Source organism: Pontibacillus chungwhensis (assembly GCF_030166655.1).
GTDB lineage: Bacteria > Bacillota > Bacilli > Bacillales > BH030062 > Pontibacillus.
On the sequence record NZ_CP126446.1, the window covers coordinates 1288231 to 1312594 of the forward strand.

Annotated in this window: 20 protein-coding genes; 12 read left to right on the forward strand and 8 right to left on the reverse strand. The window is 41.5% G+C overall.

The window, feature by feature from the left end:
• Window positions 1-397 precede the first annotated feature (397 nt).
• Both QNI29_RS06790 and QNI29_RS06795 read left to right on the forward strand, forming a co-directional pair.
• Window positions 398-955: an RNA polymerase sigma factor gene (locus QNI29_RS06790; RefSeq protein WP_231418027.1), complete on the forward strand. Its 558-nt coding sequence runs from the start codon at window positions 398-400 to the stop codon at window positions 953-955.
• On the forward strand, window positions 942-1988 hold the full coding sequence (locus QNI29_RS06795) for a hypothetical protein (protein ID WP_231418026.1): 1047 nt from the start codon (window positions 942-944) through the stop codon (window positions 1986-1988). The genes QNI29_RS06790 and QNI29_RS06795 overlap by 14 nt, the downstream gene beginning before the upstream one ends.
• A gap of 90 nt (window positions 1989-2078) precedes the next feature.
• Here the strand turns inward: QNI29_RS06795 and QNI29_RS06800 are convergent, their stop codons facing one another.
• The gene (locus QNI29_RS06800) at window positions 2079-2654 is read right to left on the reverse strand and encodes a hypothetical protein (RefSeq protein WP_231418025.1); all 576 of its coding nucleotides are present in this window, start codon (window positions 2652-2654) and stop codon (window positions 2079-2081) included.
• A 150-nt stretch (window positions 2655-2804) separates the two neighbouring features.
• Here QNI29_RS06800 and QNI29_RS06805 point away from each other — a divergent pair, with 150 nt between their 5' ends.
• The gene (locus tag QNI29_RS06805; protein ID WP_231418024.1) at window positions 2805-4601 is read left to right on the forward strand and encodes a S9 family peptidase; all 1797 of its coding nucleotides are present in this window, start codon (window positions 2805-2807) and stop codon (window positions 4599-4601) included.
• Between the two features lie 573 nt (window positions 4602-5174).
• Here the strand turns inward: QNI29_RS06805 and QNI29_RS06810 are convergent.
• From QNI29_RS06810 to QNI29_RS06820, 3 genes are all read right to left on the reverse strand, one after another.
• Window positions 5175-5759: a hypothetical protein gene (locus QNI29_RS06810; protein WP_231418023.1), complete on the reverse strand. Its 585-nt coding sequence runs from the start codon at window positions 5757-5759 to the stop codon at window positions 5175-5177.
• A gap of 35 nt (window positions 5760-5794) precedes the next feature.
• Complete coding sequence (locus tag QNI29_RS06815) at window positions 5795-6103, reverse strand: hypothetical protein (RefSeq protein WP_231418022.1); 309 nt, start codon at window positions 6101-6103, stop codon at window positions 5795-5797.
• A gap of 130 nt (window positions 6104-6233) precedes the next feature.
• The gene (locus QNI29_RS06820; protein WP_231418021.1) at window positions 6234-6422 is read right to left on the reverse strand and encodes a hypothetical protein; all 189 of its coding nucleotides are present in this window, start codon (window positions 6420-6422) and stop codon (window positions 6234-6236) included.
• 317 nt (window positions 6423-6739) lie between these two features.
• On the opposite strand from QNI29_RS06820, the gene QNI29_RS06825 reads away from it, so the two are divergent.
• From QNI29_RS06825 to QNI29_RS06835, 3 genes are all read left to right on the forward strand, one after another.
• Window positions 6740-7279 (forward strand): hypothetical protein, encoded by a 540-nt coding sequence (locus QNI29_RS06825; protein WP_231418020.1) that lies wholly within the window; start codon window positions 6740-6742, stop codon window positions 7277-7279.
• A 234-nt stretch (window positions 7280-7513) separates the two neighbouring features.
• Window positions 7514-8566, forward strand: a complete 1053-nt coding sequence (locus QNI29_RS06830; RefSeq protein WP_354665939.1) for a M42 family metallopeptidase — start codon at window positions 7514-7516, stop codon at window positions 8564-8566.
• Window positions 8567-9089: 523 nt separating this feature from the next.
• The gene (locus tag QNI29_RS06835) at window positions 9090-11066 is read left to right on the forward strand and encodes an ATP-dependent helicase (RefSeq protein WP_231418018.1); all 1977 of its coding nucleotides are present in this window, start codon (window positions 9090-9092) and stop codon (window positions 11064-11066) included.
• 56 nt (window positions 11067-11122) lie between these two features.
• Here the strand turns inward: QNI29_RS06835 and QNI29_RS06840 are convergent, their stop codons facing one another.
• On the reverse strand, window positions 11123-11314 hold the full coding sequence (locus QNI29_RS06840; protein ID WP_231418017.1) for a hypothetical protein: 192 nt from the start codon (window positions 11312-11314) through the stop codon (window positions 11123-11125).
• Between the two features lie 276 nt (window positions 11315-11590).
• On the opposite strand from QNI29_RS06840, the gene QNI29_RS06845 reads away from it, so the two are divergent.
• From QNI29_RS06845 to QNI29_RS06855, 3 genes are all read left to right on the forward strand, one after another.
• A complete protein-coding gene (locus tag QNI29_RS06845; protein ID WP_231418016.1) occupies window positions 11591-13723 on the forward strand; it encodes a 5'-nucleotidase C-terminal domain-containing protein in 2133 nt (710 codons plus the stop codon).
• Between the two features lie 254 nt (window positions 13724-13977).
• Window positions 13978-14979 (forward strand): LacI family DNA-binding transcriptional regulator, encoded by a 1002-nt coding sequence (locus QNI29_RS06850; protein ID WP_231418015.1) that lies wholly within the window; start codon window positions 13978-13980, stop codon window positions 14977-14979.
• 52 nt (window positions 14980-15031) lie between these two features.
• Window positions 15032-16717, forward strand: coding sequence for a glycoside hydrolase family 13 protein (locus QNI29_RS06855; RefSeq protein WP_231418014.1), 1686 nt, complete (start codon window positions 15032-15034; stop codon window positions 16715-16717).
• A gap of 44 nt (window positions 16718-16761) precedes the next feature.
• On the opposite strand, the gene QNI29_RS06860 is transcribed toward QNI29_RS06855, so the two are convergent.
• Window positions 16762-18009: a methyl-accepting chemotaxis protein gene (locus tag QNI29_RS06860; RefSeq protein ID WP_231418013.1), complete on the reverse strand. Its 1248-nt coding sequence runs from the start codon at window positions 18007-18009 to the stop codon at window positions 16762-16764.
• A gap of 440 nt (window positions 18010-18449) precedes the next feature.
• Between QNI29_RS06860 and QNI29_RS06865 the strand changes: the two genes are divergently transcribed.
• The 3 genes from QNI29_RS06865 to QNI29_RS06875 all read left to right on the forward strand — a co-directional run bounded on the left by QNI29_RS06865 (window position 18450) and on the right by QNI29_RS06875 (window position 22613).
• On the forward strand, window positions 18450-18866 hold the full coding sequence (locus QNI29_RS06865; protein ID WP_231418012.1) for a hypothetical protein: 417 nt from the start codon (window positions 18450-18452) through the stop codon (window positions 18864-18866).
• A 622-nt stretch (window positions 18867-19488) separates the two neighbouring features.
• Window positions 19489-21246 carry an ATP-dependent nuclease gene (locus QNI29_RS06870; RefSeq protein ID WP_231418011.1) on the forward strand — a complete coding sequence of 586 codons (1758 nt, stop codon included), beginning with the start codon at window positions 19489-19491 and terminating at the stop codon, window positions 21244-21246.
• On the forward strand, window positions 21243-22613 hold the full coding sequence (locus QNI29_RS06875) for a UvrD-helicase domain-containing protein (RefSeq protein ID WP_231418010.1): 1371 nt from the start codon (window positions 21243-21245) through the stop codon (window positions 22611-22613). The genes QNI29_RS06870 and QNI29_RS06875 overlap by 4 nt, the downstream gene beginning before the upstream one ends.
• Before the next feature lie 341 nt (window positions 22614-22954).
• Here the strand turns inward: QNI29_RS06875 and QNI29_RS06880 are convergent, their stop codons facing one another.
• Together QNI29_RS06880 and QNI29_RS06885 are read right to left on the reverse strand one after the other, a co-directional pair.
• Entirely contained in the window at window positions 22955-23482 is a 528-nt protein-coding gene (locus QNI29_RS06880; protein WP_231418009.1) for a hypothetical protein, read from the reverse strand.
• A 435-nt stretch (window positions 23483-23917) separates the two neighbouring features.
• Window positions 23918-24223, reverse strand: a complete 306-nt coding sequence (locus QNI29_RS06885; RefSeq protein WP_231418008.1) for a hypothetical protein — start codon at window positions 24221-24223, stop codon at window positions 23918-23920.
• Window positions 24224-24364: the final 141 nt, after the last annotated feature.

Genomic DNA, 24364 nt, shown 5'->3' on the forward strand with positions numbered 1-24364 from the left:
TTTTGTCATGATGATTTTTGAAAGGTATAGGAGGTTGTTGTGGTACACTTATTATGAAGTTTTTGGTAATTGTATTCTTTACCTATCAGGGCAAGGAGTGTGATGCTATGAGTGGTTTGATCAGTCTGTTGTTTGGTGTGGGGATTGTCTTTTTTATATTGGTATCGTTTATGATTTATACGAATATTAGAAATAGGAACTAGTATATGTCTCGTTCAAGTAGTTGATGAGTCCATATAACTTTAATCTGCACGTAGGATTTCCGTGAAAACGGAAGTCCTATTTTTCTGCTTATGATCAAATATATATTTCCAGTAAAAAAGAATTAGCAAAACAAAAATGGGACTTTTTAGAAACGGAATCGTCTAAATAGAAAAGGAGTATAGGGAGGGTAAAAGTGGAGAGGGAACAAGCAAATCGTTATGAACAATTGAAGGAATTACCCGCAGAGGAGATTATTGAAGTAGTTTTCAATGATTATGGAGGAAATATTAAGAGTGTAATCTACACCTATGTTAAAAGCGGTGCTCAAACTGAGGATATTTTTCAGGAATTCCTTATTAGCGTTTATAAAAATAGTCATTTATTTAAAGGGGAATCGTCTTTTAAAACATGGCTTTACCGTATTGCGATTAATAAGTGTAAAGATTACTTAAAGTCACCCATTCATCGAATCTTCACTACATATAATGACCAACTTTCTAATAAGAGTACAGAGGCCTCTCCGGAACAACGAGTGGTGGAAAAAGAATTAGAAGGAGAGATTGTTAAAGCAATCATGTCTTTACCAATAAAGTATCGAGAAGTTTTTGTTTTAAGATACTATCAATCATTTAGTATTCGTCAGATTAGTGAATCCATTGGCATTAAGGAATCCACTGTAAAATCAAGAATCATGAGAGGGAAAAAGAAGCTTCAATCAAAGCTTGGAGGTGACTATTTTGAAGAGAACTAACCAGCCTGTAAAACAAGCATTTGACGAGTATATTGGTTCTTACACTGAAGTTACTTCAGAGGATAAAGAGAGATTTTACAAATGGTTGGAAGGGGCGGAGGAAGAAAAATCTAGTAAGAAAATGTTTATACTTCCGAAAGTTGCGACCGTATTCCTGATGCTAATGGTTGTGGTAATAATCTCTTCTTATATAAATATGGACCAAGGAGGAAGTGAGAACGTCACAAAGGTTGAGCAGAAAGAAAAAAGAGTCTCTTTCCAAAAAGTAAGTGCGGTAGTGGCAGACATTCAAACGAGTTTTTCTTATAACATGACAAAGGAAGAGGCAGCGAGACAATTTGGAGAAGGGGTCTCTTATATGGGGCAAGAAAGTTATTTAGAAGAGACAGAATATCACCGATTAGGGGACTATAAGGAATTGGAAAGGATAGAAATAAATGAAGATACTTTCCTTTCAGGTGATGTAGGGGTAGTCTTGGTTATTACATGGGATCAAAACCAGGCAGCTAGTGCAGATGTACTGTATTTAGATAAAGATGAAAATATAGCTACTCTATCTTACAAATCGAATGGCATGGTTTATGAGAATGGGGAATTTGTAGAGAATCGCCTCTATCCATTAGATGCTTCAACTTTATTAGTGAAATCAATAGCAGATTCTATTCAGGTTGATCCAGCTTCAGTTAATGTAGAAAAATTAGCAAACATACAAGACCTTACTTTACAAAAGAGTAAATCGAATGGTTTTGAAGAATTAACCTCTAAAGATCTAGAGGTGATCCGATCCATGGGTCAGTTGAGATCCTTAACATTAAAAGGAGTTGCGCTTCCGATTGATACCATACTCACACTAGAGTCTTTAGAAACACTAGTAATATCCAATGCATTCATTACAGATGGAAGCGTAGCAAAGTTAGCAGAGATGCCCAATCTGGAAAAGGTAACGCTTGATAAGGATATGGTGATAGGGTGGAAAGAGTTAAAGGAAGAAGGTATTGAGGTTGAAAACTTAAGCAAGGGAAATGGAAAGTAAACTTAATTAAGGATCGTTCTCCCCCTACAAATTTATAAAAACGACGACATACAAAAACGCTTGGGTCACTTCCTTACCCAAGCGTTTTTATTAGGACTCTGAATCGACTTTATGCCATTTTATATCCTTTGTACTTTGGTGAGGCGTGTTAGTTTCAGGGAAGCCATAATAGTACAGTTTTTCACCCTCTTTGTTGTACGCGACGGGGTTTAGGTTATTCGAACGGTTTTTTGGAGTGAACGTGAATGTAATGCGCTTTCCCTTTTCGGTTTCTATTCTCTTTCGATTTGTCCCATTCCCTGCTTCAATATACGCAACGTCTTCATCGTGAGAAACAACACTTAGTAACGTACCCGAAGAGCTGCTCAGCCAGCCAACAGTCTCGATTTCATCTTCATGATAAGGCCAATAGACTAAGACCCTGCTTGTATAAAGGAAACCAGATTTCGTGGCTGAGGCGGTTTGGTATTCCTCTTTTTTGTCGCTTTTGAATAAATAAACGTCATCTGAACCTAGTTTATAGTGATCGATCAGCGACACGTCATCAGCGATAAAGTGATTGCTTTTAGCAGCGCCTAAGGCGGTTACACGATAGCCGTCAGCGTACACCTTGTAGAAGGTGATCAAGAGGACGACGGGAATTAAAAGTAGAATCCATTTTTTCATTGGGTACCGACTCTCCAAATTGTATGTAATTGACAGTGTTTATCTTACCAAAAAACGTATAGGAACAAAATGACTTCTTCTGAAGTGAGGAGGAATTATATGGGTGCGGGTCGAAATGATGAAGGAGATCGCTGAAGGAGGAATAGAACGATGCTAACGTTTCCAAAGCCAGATGTAGAGCAATTCTTTCAAACGTATGGAATCCAGACGTTTGCTGTAAGTCCTGATGAGAAGCAGGTAATTTTGAGCACCAATCTTAACGGCCATTACAATGTGTGGGCCATGGATCTGCCGAATACATTTCCATACCCTTTAACCTTCCATAATCAGAGCAGTCATGCTCTTCTTTATGATCAGAACGGGGAGTTTATCCTGACGGTCGTCGATGAAGATGGCGATGAGAACGGGCAAATTTACGCGATCCCGAAAGAGGGCGGCGAGCTGAAAACAATCCGGATGGCGGAAGGGGCTAAGCACCTTGCTCCGCTTCTTTCTGACGACGGGAAGCGCCTGTACTACACGTCTACAAAAGAAGACCCGACCTGTATGAAAGGGTATGTGTACGACCTTGAGACAGGCCAGGAAGAAACGCTTGTCCACGGGGAAAAGGCCATGACGGTCTTGATCGATAAAAGTCCAGAGGAGAAACAGTTCCTCTATTTAAAGATGTTTGCCAATACGTACAGCCTTGCATATGTGAAGTCTGGTGAAGAGGATCTCCTCCTTACACCTGAAACGGATCAGCAGCACACCGTGTCTGAAGCGGTATTTGTGTCAGAGAAAGAAGTTTATTTGCTGACAAACTATGAAAGTGATTTTTCCTATTTAGCTAAGTTTGATATCGAAACGAAGACGTTTGAACGCGTCTTTGAGGTGGAGAAAGAAGAATTAACCCAATTGAAATACAACAAAGCGACCCATTCCCTGTATCTCGTCAGCGAAAAGGGTGTGCAGTCCTTTTTGTATTCTTATGATTTAGGAACAAAGAGTAGCAAACGAATCGAAACACCGGTTACGATCATTGATGAGCTTGTCGTGGCTCGTTCCGGAAGGTTGTACATTCGGGGTAACAGCGCGAGTGTACCCATGAATCTTTACAAGCAGACTGAGAAAGGATGGGAATCGCTTACGAACTTCGGCGTGCCTGGTGTGAAAGAAGAAGAACTGGCTACACCAGAGGTTGTGACCTATCCATCCTATGATGGCCTGCCAATTGAGGCGCTTTTATACCGTCCGAAACAGGATGTGGATAATGGCCATGTGATCTTGTGGCCTCACGGGGGACCTCAAGCCTCCGAGCAAGCGAAGTTCCGTTCGTTGTTCTCATTTCTTGTCTATTCAGGATATACGCTATTTGCGCCGAACTTCAGAGGCTCAACGGGTTATGGACTCCAGTTTATGAAGCAAGTGGAGGGCGACTGGGGCCATGGGCCTCGCCTTGATAACGTAGCGGGATTAGACTGGTTAATTGATCAAGGCTACGCTTCTCGTGACAAAATTTTCTTAATGGGCGGAAGCTACGGCGGTTATATGGCGCTATTGTTGCACGGCCGAAACGGAGACTATTTCAAAGCCGTGGTCGATATCTTCGGTCCGTCCGATCTGTTCAGCTTCATCAATTCTGTGCCCGAGCACTGGAAGCCCGCTATGGCCCAGTTCGTTGGCGACCCTGTTGAGGATAAAGAGAAGCTAACGGAGGACTCTCCTATTCAGTACATTGATTCTATGACAAAACCAATGCTCGTCATCCAGGGAGCAAAAGACCCCCGCGTCGTTCAAGCGGAATCGGATCAGCTTGTAGAGGCCTTGAAAGAAAAAGGCCGGGATGTAGAGTACATTGTTTTGGAGGACGAAGGACACGGCTTCTCGAAAAAAGCAAACGAGATTCTTGTGTACCAGAAAGTGCTTCAGTTCTTTGAACAACATGTGGGTGTGCTGACAAGGTAAGTTGGTTTTGTGTGCGGCGTGGTTTGGGGTCTCGACGCTGTGGCTGTTGTTCCGACAATAAGACCCAGGCCGGGTGCTTGTTTGGACACTATTTTTGGTTAATCCGCCACGATGAGATGGGGTTCGGACGCTTTAGGGCTGTGTCCGGCCACTATAGGTCGGCGTTCCGCCAGGTTTGTGTTTGGTCCGGCCACTATAGGTCGGCGTTCTGCCAGTTTTGTGTTTGGTCCGGCCAGTATAGTTCGGCGTTCCGCCAGTTATGTGGTTGGTCCGGCCAGTATAGTTCGGCGTACTGCCAGTTATGTGGTTGGTCCGGCCAGTATAGGTCGGCGTTCTGCCAGTTATGTGGTTGGTCCGGCCGCTATAGGTCGGCGTTCTGCCAGTTATGTGGTTGGTCCATCCACTATAGTCCTCCATCCGGACAAGCTGGTGTGCAGTCCTGACGCTTTAAACAGTCGTCTGGCCACTAGAGACCTAAGTCCTGACACTATAGCCATTGGTTCCGCCACTTTAAGCAACCTCCCTAGACAAACGAACGCTCAAGATCCCTACACAGGATCTTGAGCGTTTTTGTTAGGATGTTTTTTCCATTTTGTACCACTGGAGGTCGTTTGGGTTTATGGACTGTTTGTCTTTCGGGTAGCCGTAATAATAAAGCTTTTCTCCTTCTTCGTTATAAGCAACGGGGTGGAGCTGGTTGGGTTGTTCGCTGAAGGGGAAAGAGAATGTGACTCGCTCGCCTTGATGGATTTCTTTTTTCTTACTATCCTTAGGAGCCCCAGCTTCGATATAGGACACGTCGTCATCGCTTGAGACGACGCTAAGTAAGGTTCCGGATTCTTGTTTATTCGTGAAGCTCATGGCTCCGATGGTTTGAATGTTAGCCGAGCGATACGGTGTGTGGGTGGAAACGCTGCTCTGGAAGAACCAGCCCGCTTTCTCGGAGAGTACGGTTTGAAACACCTCTTCCTTATCGCTCTTAAAAATAAAAACATAGGAAGACCCGATCTTGTCCTTTTCGATTAAGGTGGCATCTTCCTTCAGGAAAGGGTGATCCTTCGCCGCGCTTAATGCGGTAAATCGGTACCCATCTAAATAATAGTTAAATAGAACAAATAGGAAAAATACTGGTATGAGTATGGGGATCCATTTTTTCATCTATGATGCTCCTTCCTCTAGTTGAATTTACTTGCTTAATAGGTGATGATAACGGCTAGAACAGTCCCGGTTGGAATTGGCAGCCATCGGTAATCAATGAATCGAATGTTTGTCTGATGAACTGCGTTATATTTTTTGAAAGGCTTCCTATGATAAAGAAGTAGTTCAGATAAATTAATGTGTTTGAGAATAAAGGTGACCAGATGATCGCTCAGAAAATAATCGCTCGGAACATCGGTGATTTCAGTAAGGACATGGATACGTTCTTGTTTTATAGATAAAGTGGAAATCGAAAAATGCTGGAAAGTTGAATCTTTAATCCCAAAAATATGTAACATTTCCATCGCAATGTTCTCAAATTATGGAACGGATTTCAATGTTGTATTGGCCTGAAAGGGGAGGAGAGGCCGGGAGGAAGAGGACCATCAGCCTTCCAGGTAGGGGGAGATCCTCTTTTTTTCTGCGTCATAGAATTTAGTTTTCCCGAATAGTTTTTCGTTTTTCTAGCTTACCGAGAATGAATCGTGTCATAAAGAAGACCCAGGCGATGATTAAGAGCTCAGTTCGTACCTCTTCTAGCGGGGAAAAGCCGAATGTCCCAGCAAGTATTCCGGCTACGGCCGATACATAAATCACTTCGAGTATTATTTTGATGAGTTTCATTTTCTCATTCCTCTCTCTATGTTCTTCTTTTACCGTAAGGGAAGAGGATGTACAGAAGGTAACGGGAAGATTACGAGGTCATTAATCTTTTCTTTTTTCTGACGATTTTTGCGGTGAAAAATGGTTCTTGTCATACAAGATCTTCCTCTTTATAATTTGTATGTACCTTTTTTGCTAGATTTATCTGAAGTAGAGAGATAAAAGGCAAGGTAGGATTGGATAACAAAGATCTCTTGAAGGGATGAGGTCCTCTTATAGTGGGGGTCTGATGGATTTCTGGAGAAGGACTGGTTATAGAATTGAGGAGGAACAGGCTTATGGCACGATCGAATCAGGGGAATTGGTTCGAAAAATTTGTACATGTATTTATGGGCGTCATCGGCGTTCTGTTTGTTTCCGCTGCGTTAGATGGATCGATTAAACTATCCATCTATGAAATCATTGGATATGTAGTAGCAGCGATTCTGTACATATGGGCAGGTCGGACTTTCGGTGGGCGAGAAGAGACTGGAAAATCATTCGCCTACTACGGTGCTTATCTGTTACCTGTTGTAATCACGATTGTGACTTATTACACAGATCAAGCCATCGGCGGAACGGTTCTTGAAATAGAAGAGCCTTGGAGTGCCGTCACGGCTCTTATTATGGGTGTACTATTAGTCTTGTATTTCGGAAGATGGATCGGTGTTGCTTACAGCGTCATTATTCTATCGATCGCATTCGGATTCGAATTGTTCGTCGATGCGTTTGACTTCGCAGATGATGATTGGAACGTATATATGTACGTCTTAGCACTCGTGCTCATCTTCTTCCTAATCGGGAAGACCAACGATGGGAACCAAAGCGCAGACGCATAACATAACCCCGTTAAGGCTTAGACCTTAACGGGGTTTCTTAATGCTTTAGGAGAGTGAAGCGTGTCTGACACCCGTCATTGCTTTAAAGCAACGACGGGTGTCAGACACGCAGTAGTCCTTTAGAGCATTGCAGGGTGTCAGGCACGTAGTATGATTCTTTTGGGTTGCGGGGAGTGGTGAGAACGATTATACTTTTTCCTAATTCATTGGGGAGGAGTGGTTATATTGGATAAGGTGTTAAAGACGTTAACGGAACTGCATGGACCTAGTGGTTATGAGCAGGAGGTATCCTATTACATACAAGAGGAAATGAGATCTGTTGCTGAGGATGTGAGAGTGGATGGAATCGGCAATGTGACAGCACGGATCAAGGGGGAGAAACCAGGACCGACCGTGCTCGTCACCGCTCATATGGACGAAGTAGGGTTTATTGTGAAGAAGATTGAATCAAATGGTCTTCTTCGTTTTGAGAAACTTGGAGGCCACGATGATCGAATCTTACTTGCTCAAAAAGTGCGGGTCAAAGGTCGGTACGGATTAAAGCGCGGGGTTATTGGCACCATCCCGGCGCATTATCAGAAGTTTGATGAGGCCGGTCGCGTCAGAAAGCATCATGAACTTTATATTGATGTAGGAGCTCGGTCGAAAGAAGAAGTCGAAAAGCTTGGCATTGATGTTGGCAGTACAATCACCTGGGCGTCAGAGCTAGAGTACTTAGGTGATGAAGAAACCGGTCGCTATGTTGGGAAGTCCCTCGATGATCGCGCAGGCTGTGCGGTTCTTATGAATCTGATGCAATCTCTTCAGGACCAACAGTTTGCAGGGGAAGTGATCGCTTTATTTACCGTTCAGGAAGAAGTAGGCCTTCGCGGAGCTCAAGTAGGCATGGCACAGGTCGACTGTGACGTCGCCATTGCCCTTGACGCAACGGTAACAAGTGACACACCAGAACCGTTGCTTGACGACACCCTCCGCCTTGGAGATGGAGCCGGTGTGAAGGTCCTCGATATGAGTTTAATCGCTCATCCGACAGTCAAAGAACACTTCATCCAGCTAGCTCAGGAAGAGGAGATTCCCTATCAACCAGAACTCTTCACAGGAATCGGAACAGACGGAGGCGCCGTAGCCCTAGCCAATAAAGGCGTCCCAACAGGCGTCCTATCCATCCCATCCCGCTATGCCCACGCCCCTGTAGAAGTGATCGATTTAGAAGACCTAAAAGCTGTCGAAAAGCTCCTTCTCGCCTTCATAAAAAACAACGACGAACAAACAAGCTTCGCCTTTTAACCCAAGACCCAGTAAGTCTCTCGTAGAGACTTACCGGGTTTTTAAGTATTTATATATTATTTAGTAAGAAAAGCCAAGCTGAGAGGAGATTTCCGTTACATTTTTATGAGCGTAAGGAGGGCCTGGAAACCACTCGTTTTCCTGTCCCACCTTATTGATAGTAAGAACGGAATCAAGCCTTGACCTTTTAGAGGGTTCTAAAGCGTGAAATACGTAGGTCCGTTACTCCATATTTTGGTTGGGTTTGATGGGGGACTGCGAGACTCCCGCGGGGTAAGGAGCCTAGGGGAGACCCCGGAAGACGGCTTGCCGTCTGAGGAGGCTTCCCAGCTCCCCGCAGGAAAGCGAGTTGTCCCCCAGCAAACCCTTTCTCACTTTTGGAAACGGACCTATCTCACCCTTGAAAACCACCAAATATCTGGAGAAAAAACAATCTGAAAGGTTCATCCTATAACGGGCAAGTAGACACCTTCCCCTCCTACCTTTACAATAGAAGCAATACCCTATTAAAAGGAGAACGGATATGAGATTAAACGACAAACAAGAAGAAGCAGCGGGGCATTTAGAAGGACCGATGCTCATCATTGCAGGAGCAGGGAGTGGAAAGACGACCGTTTTATCTCACCGAACGAAGCGGTTGATCGACAAGGGAGTAGACCCTCGTTCGATCATGATGCTCACGTTTACGAATAAAGCTGTGCGGGGACTTCAGCAGCAAGTTACAAAGCGCGTAGGAGAAGAGGCGGCAGAGGCAACGTGGATCTCGACGTTCCACCGTCTTGGTCTTTACATTACAGGGGAAGCAGATCCTACCCTTGTGACCCTGCACCCAGCGGGATCTCGTCAGGTGCTCAAGAAGATCGTTGAGGGAATGGAAGTCGATGCAGAGGATTTAGATTTTGTAAGACCGGCCAAATTGCTTTCTCTTATTTCGTTATTCAAAAGTGAGCTAGTTCTCCCTTCTTATTTATATGACGGAGAAACGCTCGATGACTATATTGATAGCAGCCGCGTGAAGCGAATGATTCGGGATGAGATCGGAACCAGGGGGCGGTTTGATCTGTTCCGTAAAATTTACCATACCTATCAGTACATTCTGGATGAGTACGGACAGATGGACCTTGATGATATTTTGTTAAAAAGTGTGTGGTTCCTAACAGAAAGTCAGGATCTGTTAGAGGCGCTTCAAGCGCGCTTCCGCTATTTCATGATTGATGAGTTTCAGGACACGAACCGCGCGCAGTATGTATTGGCGCAGCTTTTATCAGATCATACACGCCATCTAGCGATTGTCGGGGATGATTTTCAGTCGATATATGCATTCCGAGGAAGCGATATGCGAAACATATTAGATTTTGATAAACATTATCCTGATGCGTTTACGATCAGGCTTGAGGAGAATTACCGCTCCACTCCTGTCATTCTAGAAGCGGCTAATCAGCTGATTGCGCATAACAAAGACCAAAGGGAGAAGACCCTTTTCACCGGACAGGAAGAAGGCGAACCCATTACGGGCTATCGCGGGGAAACGGTTCAAGATGAAGCCAAGTGGGTATCAAATGAGATAAAGCGACTTGTAGAGGAAGAGGGCTATTCGTATCAGGATATTGCGATCTTTTACCGAAGTCATTCTGATGGAAGCTTGTTTGAGGTGATGCTCCCTGAAGAGGAGATTCCGTTTACGGTTGTGAAGGAAGGAAGCTTCTTTGAACGGGAGGAAGTAAAAGACCTTCTCGCCTATGCTTCTTTTGTTACCGATCCCCATGACACCTATTCCTTAAGGAGAATCATCAATACGCCAAAACGAGGAATCGGCAAAGCGTCTGTTGATCGGATTGTTGAGGCTAAGACGGATGATGTCGATTACATTTCCCTCGTTACGGAAGGCGCGTTACCAGGTGTGAAAGGGAAGTCCCTTGAGCGGATACGAGCTTTCGGGGCGCTTCTTAAACGCTTAGAGGACGGTATGTCTAAAGTTGGCGTTGCGAAATGGCTGAAGGCGTGCTTACAAATCAGTGGATATGATGAAATGGTTGAAGGACTCGAAGAAGGATCGCGCAGAGAGAAGCGAATTCACCTTGATAAGTTGGTTGAACTGGCTGGGGAGTTCGAAGCAAGCGAAGACGAGATGACGCTTGATGACTTTATTGAACGGGTTAAGCGTACGGATGTGGATGCTACGCTAACTGAGGATGAAGACTTTGACCGGGTCCAGTTATTAACCGTGCACGCATCGAAGGGATTAGAGTTTCCGGTTGTATTCGTTGTTGGCATGAAGGAAAGTGGTTTTCCTTCTCCTTATGCAGCGAGTCCGTTTGCGATCGAAGAAGAGCGACGCATCTGTTACGTAGCGTTCACTCGTGCGAAAGATCGCTTGTATCTTAGCTATCCGAAGAAGAAACAAGAGAAGAACGAAGAAGGGGAGAAGGTGGAAGTCGAAACGACACCATCCAGATTCCTAAATGAATTTGATGACAGGCTGATTTCCTGGAATGAATAAAAAGAGTCCCTGTCCTAGTCGAGTGGGTAACGCGACTGGGACAGGGTTTTTTTTCGTTATGATTTGGTTTCAGGGTGTTTTAAATATTTAGAGTCAAAAGCTATCAGAACAATCCCTAGCTGTTCCTCCAGTTTCTTAATCTCCTGCAATTTTTCCTTAGGCAACTCAGCATAATCAAAAGCCATGGAATCCACTCCTTCCCCCATAGTATAAGTCGAACCATACCCGCTATACATGGTTGCTTTCATGCTGTAGAGAAGTGACGCGTGCCAGACACCCTTTCATGCGGTGAAGGGCTGCAGGGTGTCTGGCACGCTTTCGTTTTGTAAAGCAGCACAGTGGTGATGAACATAGGGTCCTTGGTTGTGACAAGAAACGGGAATAATCGATATCTTTCTGCATTTTTTGAAAATTTTATAGATTCTGTGGAAAACGATTTGATATACTAGTTTTGGATGGGTTTTTCAATATTAGGGAATTTTGATTTGAAAGACCAAATACATAGAAGGAAGAGGGAGAGTTAAATGGGGAAATCTCACAAGATAGTCGCGTCTTTAGCTGCGACAACAGCTGCCGTGGCAGCAATGGCAGCTCCAGTTTCTGCAGATGCACAAGATTTTAGTGACGTATCAGAGCGTTATACGGATGCGGTAAACTTCCTGCTCGAGATGGAGGCAACTAATGGGTATTCTGAGACGGAATTTGGCACTCAGATGGCTATTAAACGTGTTGATGCAGCGGTTTTACTTGCGAATGTTCTAAAGCTTGATACTGAGGACGTTGAACCTTCTGGCTTTACAGATGTACCAGATCGTGCTGAAGGCGCGGTTAGTGCTCTGAAAGCTGCAGGCATTACAAATGGTAAGTCTGAAACAATGTTTGGCTCGAAAGATGAAATCACTCGCGGCGAACTTGCGATTTGGATTGAGGAAGGGTTCGGCTTAAAAGGCGTGAAACAGCTTCCGTTTACCGATGTAAGTGACCGTTATGAAGATGCCGTTGAAGCTCTTTTGGCAAATGACGTTACGCAAGGTGTTTCTAAAGATGCGTTTGGTACAGATCAAATGGCTAAACGCGGCGACTATGCTATTTTCCTTAAGAGAGCATTTGACGTGATGGACGAGCAGGACGGCAAGTTTGAACTGTCTCTAATGCACACGAATGACACTCATGGCCACATTGAAAACATTGCCAAGAAGAAAACAGCTATCGATGCGTACCGTGACGACAACCCTGAAGCTCTACTTCTTGACGCAGGGGACGTGTTCTCAGGAACGCTTTACTTCCAGGAGTTCCTTGGACAGGCGGACCTTGAGTTCATGAACAAGCTTGATTATGATGCGATGACATTTGGTAATCATGAGTTCGACCTTGGAAAAAGTGAGAACGGTCACCAGGCGCTAGCTGATTTTGTGAAAAATGCAGACTTTCCATTTGTGTCAGCGAACGTAGACTTCTCAGAAGATGAGTTGTTTGATGGTTTACAACATGAGGACGAGATCGCGTCTACTCCTGAAGACGGTGAGATCTATGGCGGCATTGTAGCTGAGGTGGACGGTGAGCAGGTCGGAATCTTCGGATTAACGACAGTGGAAACACCAGATATCTCAAGCCCCGTCGATGTGAAGTTTGAAGATTACGTGGCTGAAGCTGAGAAAATGGTCCAGTCCTTTAAGGATCGTGGCATCAACAAAGTAATCGCGCTAACTCACCTTGGCTACAACGATAACATTGACTACGATAACGACGTAGCCCTTGCTGAAGCGGTTGAAGGCATCGACGTCATCGTTGGCGGTCACTCTCACACCGAGCTTATGCCAACGGTTATAGGAGATGAGGAGCCGACGGTTCTTGTTCAATCAGGGGAATACAGTGACAACCTTGGAACGCTTGAAGTTGAATTTGACGAAAATGGCGTTGTGAAGAACTATGCGGGTGAACTTATTGAGCTTGAAGGTGTTGAAGAAGATGCATGGTTCGCATCTAAACTGAAGCCTTACACTGAACAAGTAAATGAAATTAAAAACGAAGAAATCGGCGTTTCTACAGACGTGATGTTAAACGGAGAACGTGCGAGTGTCCGTACAGGTGAAACGAATCTTGGGAACTTGATTGCAGACGGCATGCTTGCAAAAGCGAAAAGCGTAAACCCAGATACACAAATCGCTGTAACAAATGGCGGCGGTATCCGTGCTTCCATCGATGAAGGGCCAATCACTCTTGGTGAAGTGCTAACGGTTATGCCGTTTGGTAACGCACTTGGCATCATGACCCTGTCAGGTGCGGAATTGGAAGAAGCGCTTGAGCATAGTGTGGCGATGGCTCCTGAGAAATCAGGCGCGTTCCTTCATGTAGCAGGCATGAAGTTCGAATACGACAGCAGCAAGCCAGCTGGTGAGCGTGTTGGAGAGATTCAAGTCAAAACGGATGACGGCTTCGTTTCACTTGAAGCTGACACCGAGTATAAAGTTGCAAGTAACCTATTCACCATCCAAGGTGGAGATGGCTACACAACATTTGAAAAAGCGTATGAAGAAAACCGCGTAAGTGAGCCAGGATTCATGGACTACGAAATCTTCGTAGACTACCTACAATCAAAAGGCGACACCATCGCACCAGAAACAGAAGGCCGTATCACAGACACATCCGGCCAGTAAAACACAAGCTCGTTATCTAAGAAAGGCCTCTCCGTGACGGAGGGGCCTTTTTCATGCTGTAAAGGAGCAAAGCGTGTCAGACACCCTTTTGCGCGGTAAAGACCTGCAGGGTGTCAGACACCCTTTCGTACGGTGAAGAGTTGCATGGTGTCAGGCACGCTATCCTTCTGGGAAGTGATGGTTGACGGGTATAAGTGGTGAGGGTATAGTAGAGGTAGATTTAAGAAAACGCTTACGTAAAAGTGGGTGATGGAGTGAATCCGACGATTCAAGATGTGGCGAGGTTAGCAAATGTATCCATTGCGACGGTTTCAAGAGTACTGAATGATCAGCCAGGGTATTCAGAGAAAACGAAGCAGAAAGTGCTGAAGATTATTGAAGAGCTTGGGTACCAGCCGAACGCCGTTGCCAGAGGTCTTGTAAATCAGAAAACGGGTACGATTGGGGTGCTTTTCCCGAGTGTGTCTGGCTTACTATCAGCTGAAATCCTTCACGGGATTGAAACAAAAGCTCACGAACACAGGTATAGTGTGATCGTGTGTAATACAGCCGAGAACCGGGAAAAGACGATCAAGTATCTGCAAGTTTTGCGAGAGAAGCGAGTGGATGGACTGATCTTTGTCAGTGAGGCTGTGACAGAGGAGTATTACGAAATATTCTGTCGCATGGATATCCCTGTCGTGCTCGTCTCCACCCAGTCCTACCAGTATCCCCTTCCATTTGTGAAGGTGGATGATCGCAACGGGGCTTATGCGGCGACGAAGCATTTAATTGATAAAGGTCATGCTGCTATCGGCATGATCGCAGGGAGTGAGGATGATCCAATCGCTGGATGGCCTAGAATCGAAGGCTACCGTCACGCGATGAGAGAAGCGGGATTGTCCCTTGAAGAGACGCTCGTGCAGTCACGAGAAAGCTTTCACTATCATGAGGGGCGACGCGGTTTTCAGGTACTGATGAAAGACCATCCAGAGCTTACAGCCATTTTTGCAGCGAGCGATGAGTTGGCGTTAGGGGCGATTTCAGCAGCTTATGAAGCATCGATTACTATTCCAGAGGACGTATCCATTATAGGGTATGACAATCTGATTCTCGCTGAAATGTCTGTGCCTCCGCTCACAACAATCGCTCAGCCTTTCAAGCGAATGGGGTCTAAAGCCGTTAGAATGATGCTTGATCTCATAAATGGGAAAGAAGCAGAGTCGACCATTTTACCTCATGAGCTAGTCATTCGAGATTCTGTGAAAAGCAGGTAAATTTTTTAACCAAAAGAGTAAACGTTTACGTAAAAAGGGGAGAAAATCTAGTATGGCGAAACAATGGTGGAAAGAAAGTGTAGTCTATCAAATTTATCCGAGAAGTTTTAATGACAGTAATGGGGATGGAATTGGTGATATCCCTGGTATTATAGAGAAACTTGATTACTTAAAAAATCTGGGGATTGATGTGATCTGGTTATCCCCTGTTTATGATTCCCCGAACGATGACAACGGATATGATATCCGTGATTATAAAGCCATTATGGACGAATTCGGCACGATGAACGATTTTGACAGATTACTAGAGGAAGCCCACAGTCGCGGCATTCGTATTGTGATGGACCTTGTTGTGAATCATACCTCTGATGAGCATGCGTGGTTTGTGGAGTCGAAGTCTTCAAAAGACAATCCGAAGCGAGATTATTATATTTGGAAAGAAGGAAAAGGCGATCAGCCTCCAACGAACTGGGAATCTGCCTTTAGCGGCTCAGCTTGGAAATACGACGAAACGACAGGCGAGTATTTCTTACACATCTTCAGTAAAAAGCAGCCAGACTTAAACTGGGAGAATGAAGAGGTTCGTCAAGAAGTGTACAACATGATGACCTGGTGGCTTGATAAAGGCATAGATGGGTTCCGTATGGATGTGATTAACTTTATTTCAAAAGATCCTTCTTATCCCGACGGCGAGGTCCATCCCGGGAAACAGTACGGAGATGGTGGCAAGTATTTTATGAACGGGCCACGAATTCACGAGTTCCTTCATGAAATGAATCAGGAAGTGCTGTCAAAGTATGACGTTATGACGGTAGGAGAGATGCCTGGTGCTACCCCTGAACAGGGGAAACTGTACACCGCAGATGACCGCGAGGAACTGAATATGGTGTTCCACTTTGAGCATATGGATATTGGTGGCGGTGAGCTTGGCAAGTGGACATTGAATCCTTGGAAGCTGACAGAGCTTAAGGGCATTTTGTCTAAATGGCAGTATGAACTAGAGGAAAAGGGTTGGAACAGCTTGTACTGGAACAACCACGACCAGCCCCGTGTTGTTTCCCGATTTGGGAATGATGGGGAGTACCGGAAGAAGTCGGCTAAAATGTTGGCGACGTGTCTTCATATGATGAAGGGGACGCCTTACATTTACCAGGGTGAAGAGATCGGGATGACGAACGTGGCTTTTGACCGTATTGAAGACTACGAGGATCTTGAGTCTTTAAATATGTATGAAGAGCGCGTGAACGATTTCGGTGAGGACCCGGGTTCTGTACTTGAGCGCATTCACCACAGAGGCCGCGATAATGCCCGCACACCGTTTCAATGGAACAGGGAGAAGAATGGGGGATTCACAGATGGGACCCCTTGGCTTGCAGTGAATCCGAACTATACAGAAATCAACGCAGAAGAAGCCGTGAACGACCCGGATTCTGTGTTCTACTTTTATAAAAAACTGATCGAGTTACGGAAATTGAATGACGTGATTGTGTATGGTCGTTACGATCTTCTTCTTGAAGAGAGTGAAGCGATTTATGCATATACACGCACACTTGGCGAGGATCAGTTACTAGTGCTATGTAATTTCACAGGCGAGACCCAGACCATTGAGCTTGAAGACTTCGACGGGAAGCGTGGTTCTGTCTTCTTAACGAATCGTGAAGGGGACGTAGTGGACACGGATAACTTGAAAGAAGTTGAGTTAGAGCCCTATGAAGGGATTGTCTTTACTGTAAAATAAACATGAAAAACGCCGCATTCGCCAGAGAGCGATGCGGCGTTTTTTTATTTTGCGAAGGCGCTCACTAGTTTGTTCGAGACGCCTTGGATTTGTTGGGTTTGTTCATTTTGTGTGGCGATCATGGTGTTAATCTTCATAATATGGGTGTTGCTTCCTTCAGCGCGGGAGGTGACATGTTCGATGGCTGTTGTCACTTCCTGGCTTGAAGAGGTGAGCTGGTTGATTTGGTTTGTCGTTTCATGGATAAGCGATGAATTCTCGAGCACCTGGTTCAGGATGGTTTCAAACGTTTCGTTCATTTCTTTAACATGGTGATCGTTTTGAACAACGAGTTCAGCGCGGTCTGCTGAAAGGTCGACGTTTTTCTGGACTTCTTCTAAGATTTCGTTCGTCAGGTCTGAAATTTGCTGTGTCGTACGAAGGGAGGTTTCAGCTAGCTTACGCACTTCTGTCGCCACCACTTCAAACCCTTTACCAGCTTCGCCAGCTCGAGCTGCCTCGATGGAAGCATTTAAGGCAAGCAGGTTCGTTTGTTCTGAGATGTCGTTGATCGACGTCACCACATCCTGAATCTGTTCTACTTTTCCGGAAAGGGCCTGGAGTTGCTGATGTCCTTCATCGGTTTTATCCGTGATCTCTTTAAAACGCGTTGTCACTTTTTGAATATTTTCCATACCGGCCTGTGAAGAGTCTTTAATCGCTTGGAACGAAGAATTCACATCGCTAAGCTGTTGGTTCATGGACGTCATATGATCATTCATCTCTTCAGTGATGCTTGACGTTTCTTCATATGTAGCAAGCTGTTCTTCTGTTTGAGAAGCAATTTCCTGCATCGCGCCTGAGATGGAATCAGAGCTATGGCTTAACTTTAGCAGGCGGTTGTCGATATCATCAGAATGCTTGATGGCAATATCCGATCGATTTTCTTGTGCCTTTTGTGCTTCCTGAATCGTTGAAAACAACCGATTTAGCTTTATGCCTAAAGTGGAAAGTTCATTTAAATGGGTGATCGTAATGCGCGTATCTTGATCACCTTGCTCAAATTGTTCAATTTTTTCCATGATGTGAAATAAAGGCTTGAGCACGAGATAATGAAGCAACACGCTTATTAAAATCGTAGCGATCAAAATGCTCGTTATATTACGGGTAAGCTCCCCGGCGATCCCAAGGTCTACATTAGCCCGTTCCATTCCTCCTACAATAATACTCGTTATACTTAAGTTGACGGTCATGACGACAATAATAGCTGCTAGAAATTGAAATCGCAGATATTTCCAGTATTTTTTCTTCATCCCTTCACCCTCCGTTAGAAAAGTTTTGCTACTTTTGTCCTATTCTAGCAGAAGTCATAAAGATATCTTAATAAAACGATTTGGCGGATGTGCTAGGTGGTTTTGTGTAAGCATTAAAGAAAAACGTACAAAGGCGAATCGGCCTTTGTACGTTTATTAATAGCTTCTAGGTCGAACCAGGCTAATATGATTCGATAACCATCAGATAACTTAGTAATGCTTGGGACTTCAGACTGTCCGAAGTAGAAAAAATCATTTTACTTGATATAGCTTCAGCATCAGGTGAAAGGGGATATGCATTTTATAGTCACAACTATTTAGCATTTCGGATAGGAAAGAAAAGTACCGCTTCAATCAAATCCATTTTGCACTCTCTTAAAAAGAAGAAACTAATTTACTGGGAGGTTGGTGGGGGAGATCTAGGAACAAATCATTATATTATGAATGACTTGTATAAAAATCCTTATATAGTATTGAGTGAAGCTGTACAATATTTTGTCGACAAGATACTAGCTTCTTTTAGTAATAGAATTCCTTATGAGAAATTGTATGGAGCGATGCTTAATTTTGTACAAGTACCTAAAAGTCAACTTTATACTGAAGATGACCTATATGGAACTTTCATTAATCATTTAATTGATAATCCCTATGAAAAGGATTGTCTACCTATGTACATTGATCTTTTTATGTGTTTGTTCAATGTATTGAATGATAATGGTTACTATATAGATGATGAATGGCGAGAGTGGTTCTACAGTTCTTTTAAGAAACATTTTTATAAGGTTGTTTCAAAGGAACCTAAATATACCTTAGAGATACCTGGATCACAAAATAATGCGTTATTACACCTTTGTTGAGATGCTGCTTTCTATGGGAATCTTCAAATGAAGGTATTCACTAAGTATGAAGAAATTGCTTGAGAGCACTTCATAACTATAAATAGATATCCGTACCGTAACCCTCACCCAGGATTACGGTTATTTTTTCTGAAATTAACTGTAAATAGTTTGATACCCCTCTGCTTTAATAATGCCTAACCTTGGTCAATAATTTGTCTACATATGGGTAATTAATTGGCAGTGGTGTATCGTAATTTTGTCTGCTGTAAGCCATTTATCTGACTACAAATAATAAAAGATTAAATAGTAAAAGTGATTGTTAAAATAAGAAATAAAAGTTATCTGTAAAAGTCTTAGTTGTCCCTAAGGGACAACTTTAAGATCGAAGGTTAGAAGTAAAGTTAAGAATAGAACTTGTTAATAAATGGAGTCTGTACCAAAATACATAAAAAGTCTTAGCACCTCTCTCTTACTATTCATAAAATTTTGGTTCGTGTTGCGGATACCCTCAAACTTAAACGATAGAAAAACACACCAGTCCACATCATTTTTTAATTTCACACTAAAATTAGATCATTTGTCCTTTATTTAAGGATAATAGTATAATTGAACCATCCAAAATATGTAAAGGAGATTCAATATGAATATATCTAATATAAAGGTAAATAATTATCGTAATCTAAAAGAAGTTGACATAGACACAAATGAAGTTGTGGTCTTTATAGGGGATAATAATAGTGGGAAGAGCAATCTTCTTAGAGCAATAACGCTTCCTTTTATGAATCATGAAATTGGTTCGATAAATAAGAATCTTGGTTGGCAAGACATTAATAGTGAAACAAAACAAGACTATTATTCTTTCATAGATGCCCATTTAGATGAAATTAAAGATGATAAGTGTAATCTAGACCAATTTATTTCTCACATACCTTCCGTAAGTGTAGAAGTAACATTTACTCCACAAGAACTTGCGGAAGAGTATTATGTTCGAAATTGGACTACTAGCTTAGATACTATCACACCCACATTCACCATAAGATATGAATATAATGTCGAAGATCCCAAAGATTTACTACGCCACATCTCAGACATATTACAAAATGTTGATTCCATTGATAACTTAAAGATGAATTTACTACCAATTGAATTTTATAAATACCAAACTATCATACCCTCAACCAATGAAAAGGTTTCATTTACGGATCTGTCTTATTTTAAATATAATGCACTAGCAGCGGAAAGAGATGATTTTTCAAATAAAGCTTCTCAACTAGGTTCTAAATCATTAGTGTCTCTTTTACATAGTAAGATGAATTCAGATGATAAAAAGAAGGTGGAAAAATCATATGAAACTTTTTTCAAAGACTTAAAGGACATTAGTAGTTTAGAAGAAGTATTTAATTGGCAGGATTCATCAGAATTAGAAAATGCTAAAGATTTCTTTGAAAAAATCACTTTACTACCCAATATTCCTACAATGAATTCTCTATTAAATAACGTTCGCCTAGGTTATGGTGACGAATTTTTAAATGCCCAAGGATTAGGGTATCGAAACTTAATTTACTTATTTGTTATGTTAAATTCGTTAAGCGTAGAAAGTGATGTAGCTTTAAACATACTAACAATAGAGGAACCAGAGGCTCATTTAAGTGTAAGTAATGAACAACTTTTAGCTAGCTTTATTAATACAACAATGAGTAACAATAAGCAACTGCAACTGTTTATTTCAACACACAGCTCTGAATTCCTTAACAAGTTAGAATTAAGTAATGTATCTATAGTATCAGAGGGTAAAACGTTTGCTTTAAAAAACGAACTCGATGCCGACCATTTAGATTACTTAGCTAAGAAACCGAATCTTGATTTTCTCAAGTTTCTCTATTCAAGAAATTGCATTTTAGTTGAAGGCCCTACAGAAGAAATGCTCATTAAATCTTATTTAAGTACACAAACTGACCAGTTGAATGATATTGAAGTAATCTCTTTGCATAAAGGCTTTAGAGACATGCTGGATATATGGCTTAGAGTGAATAAAGATACCGAATACAAAATTGGTATTATAAGAGACTATGACAATCAGCCAAAGGCTCAAAAAGATCACGAAGTCTATAATCAGTATTCCAACATATATGTAACAACTACCCAAGAATACACACTGGAACCTGAATTCGTAGGAACTGGTGATAATTTCGATAAGTTGAAAGCATACTTTACAACCGAACATGGGTGGGAAAATGTAGATACAAAAGAAGAACTCTCTGAGAAATGGAAACATGCAAAAACAGATACAATGCTACACTTTTGCAGGGATATAGGAACTGACGCATTAAAAGATATAGAAATGCCAAACCACATTTCTGAGGTCATTAAATTCTTAAAAACAGGTGATAAATCATGAACATTGTAGTGGCAGGTGCTGGTGCAGGAAAAACAACTTCAATGGCTGAAGTCGTTATTTCAAGGCTTCAAGAAGTTACAGATGGTAAAATCATTTACGTTATTACATACACCAACTCCGCAAGAGATAGAATAAGGAATAAAATTATAGAGAATGAAGGAAAAATTCCAAATCAACTAAAGATTGAGACTATCCATACATTCTTATTAAGGGAAGTGATTTATCCATTCAATCATTTAATTTATGATAATTATTATAAATCTGCTTCCCAGATACCTCTTTCATCGAAACCAGCATTTAAAGCAAAAAAGAAAAAGGAGTTAAAAGAGGAATGTATAATACACGTAGAAGACGTAACCAAGACAGCCAAATACATTTTGTGTGGTAAAAGCAAAGATACCAAAATTATCAAATTTAGACGTGATAAAGCTTTGCAGATGATGTTCAGGTACTTAGATTCAATATACGTGGACGAATCACAAGATATAGACAGTGAGTTTTTAGACGCCTTGACTATGCTACATGATAATAATATCAAAATTAACCTCATTGGGGACCCAAAGCAAGACCTTAGAAATAGAGGGGCTTTTAGGAATATTATTGAGAGTATTCCATCTGTTCAGTATAAGTCTGAGAACTATCGTTGCCCAAGAATTCATGTTGATTTTTCAAACAGCTACATTGTTAGAAAAGAACTCCAAAACACCACAAAAAAAGGTGGTAGCTTACAGTACATATTAGAATCTAACACTAACATTAAGAAAGACATTGAAAGTGGAGTGTATGATTTAGCTTATATTTATCAAAAGAATGCTCGGTTTAAAACTCATAGAGAAGACCAAACAAAAGTAAGCAATCAATTGTTTTACGAATTAAAGTCATTAGTACGGAAAGTTTCTTCTGATAAAGTGAGAAACATAGATCAGGTAGCATATGTACTATTAAAAAAGACAACTCTCACAATTAGAAGAAAAAGGAATACCAAAATAATCTTTGCAGGACTTGAGCATGATCTTGGGCTAGTTATGCAAAATGAAGACAAAGGTAAAATTGGTAATGCTGTAGATGCGTATAGAAGCACATTATCAAATGAACCAGGGGTTTTAGTGAATTCTATAGATAGTATCAAAGGGTTAGAAGGTAATAATTGTCTGTTTATAGTTTCTACTCAGCTTGCGCCTTATCTATTTAAAGATGATGTTAATCATAATAAAATGATGAACTATTTATATGTAGGTCTTACACGTTCTAAGCGTGATTTAACTATTATGGTTACAAACGAGGTGGAAAATAAGTATGGCCTTAAATATATCCATGACAAATTTAAGGAATTAGGTATAGCAGAGTTAAGACCACCAAATAACTAAAGTAAGTAGTTCAGTTTTGGAGTACAAAAAGCGAAAATGTATACTAAAATGAGCGTTGAATTGCATGACAATTTGATGCTCATTTTGCAATGTTTATAAGTGTTTTGAGTCGATTTTTCACAATAAAATGCAAACCAAATAGCGCGTCTACAATAATTATTGAAGACCTTCAATTTTAGGTGAAAAATGCCATTTCCACTACAAAAAAGAGCAAATTCCTTATCGGAAAATGCTCCTTCTTCTTCAACTAACGCACCCGTTAGTTGCAAAAGTATTGTTCATAACCATAAAAGAGCCACGTGCATTAGTAAATACTAATATATGTTGCTCTTTTCATTCTGTTATTTCTCTTCAAGTTCAGCAAGATTGACTTCTTTCCAATCTTTTTCTTTGTCGCTAAGCTGTTTATCATAATAGTTTGACTCTCTTTCTCTGGCTTCTAACTTAGTTATCACCCAAGAGCTATTACGTTTCTCAATCGTTACTTTTCCATTAGTAGCATAAGCCGGAATTATAAATTGATAATTAACTTTTTTATCTCCATCGTCTTTATTGCTTTTGAAGTAGTATGTGGTGACTTTTCTTTTGTACGTATCCACTAAATGTTTTGGTACGTGTTTGGTTTTATCCTTTAGTTCTTCATTTGTCAAACTGTCTGTTAATTCACTAGCCTTTTCAAAATTTTGCTCTTGCACCCATATTGCGTGAGAGAATTTGAAGAATAAGTCTTCAGGCGTGCTCTTCTCAGAACAACCTTGTAGCATAAAAATAGAAAGTATGGAAATAAGAATAACTTTCTTGTACATCTTTTCAGCTCCTATAAATAAATAGAGATTTACACACACACACACACTTTTTTCTTCTTCCACTAACCTGCCCCGTTAGTTGAATAACGCTCTTTAATTCATTTTACCATATTAATACCAAAATCCTCTAAACCACATAATTAGTGATGCAAATTAACGTGCAGTTCACCCTACAAATTTGACTACATTTTCCTATGAAAAAGTAGTTCAATTAAGGGGTACAAATTACAATATTGTACTCCAAAACTGAACTACTTAATAACTAAAGGGGAGGGTTTTCATTTAGAGAGACATCTTAACATTCTAGCCCATTATTACTTTAGTAATAATATTTAGAATGAATTATCTTGTAAAATAGAAATTGAGCATCTACTTATCAAATATTGTATAATTAGTATGCTGGGCGGCAGAGTTAGGTTACTTCTTTTGATAATGAAATCTATCTCATGCTGAAAAGCCTATCCACAAGCAGGATAGGCTTTTATATTGTCTTCAAACTTATTCATGAAGTGTGTGTATTAACTCGAGTGCTTTATCTTTTATGTCCCATATAACTCTCTTCTTCATATTTCCTTCGTTAAACTTGCTGATCACCAAGTATACTTGCTTTGTTAATAAATCGTAATCAGGTTCAAATACTTTTTGAAAAGTATTTTGTTTGGAATGGTAAACAATCTCCTCCAACATAGTAATCAACTTTAGGGACGTTAGAGTTACTTCTAAGAAGTCTTCATCCATTGATTGTCTATATTCACCCACCACCTCTGTTAAATACTCTAATGTTTCAGCTTTACTCTCATTCATTAAAATTTCCTCCAATTAGGTTATTTCTTTTGAGCTTGTCAAATAACCTTCTGAGGACTTTTATGTTTGGTACCGAATTTGGTGCCGAAAATGGTACCATTCAATGTATCAGGTCTTTCCTTTAATATTTATTATTCAAAT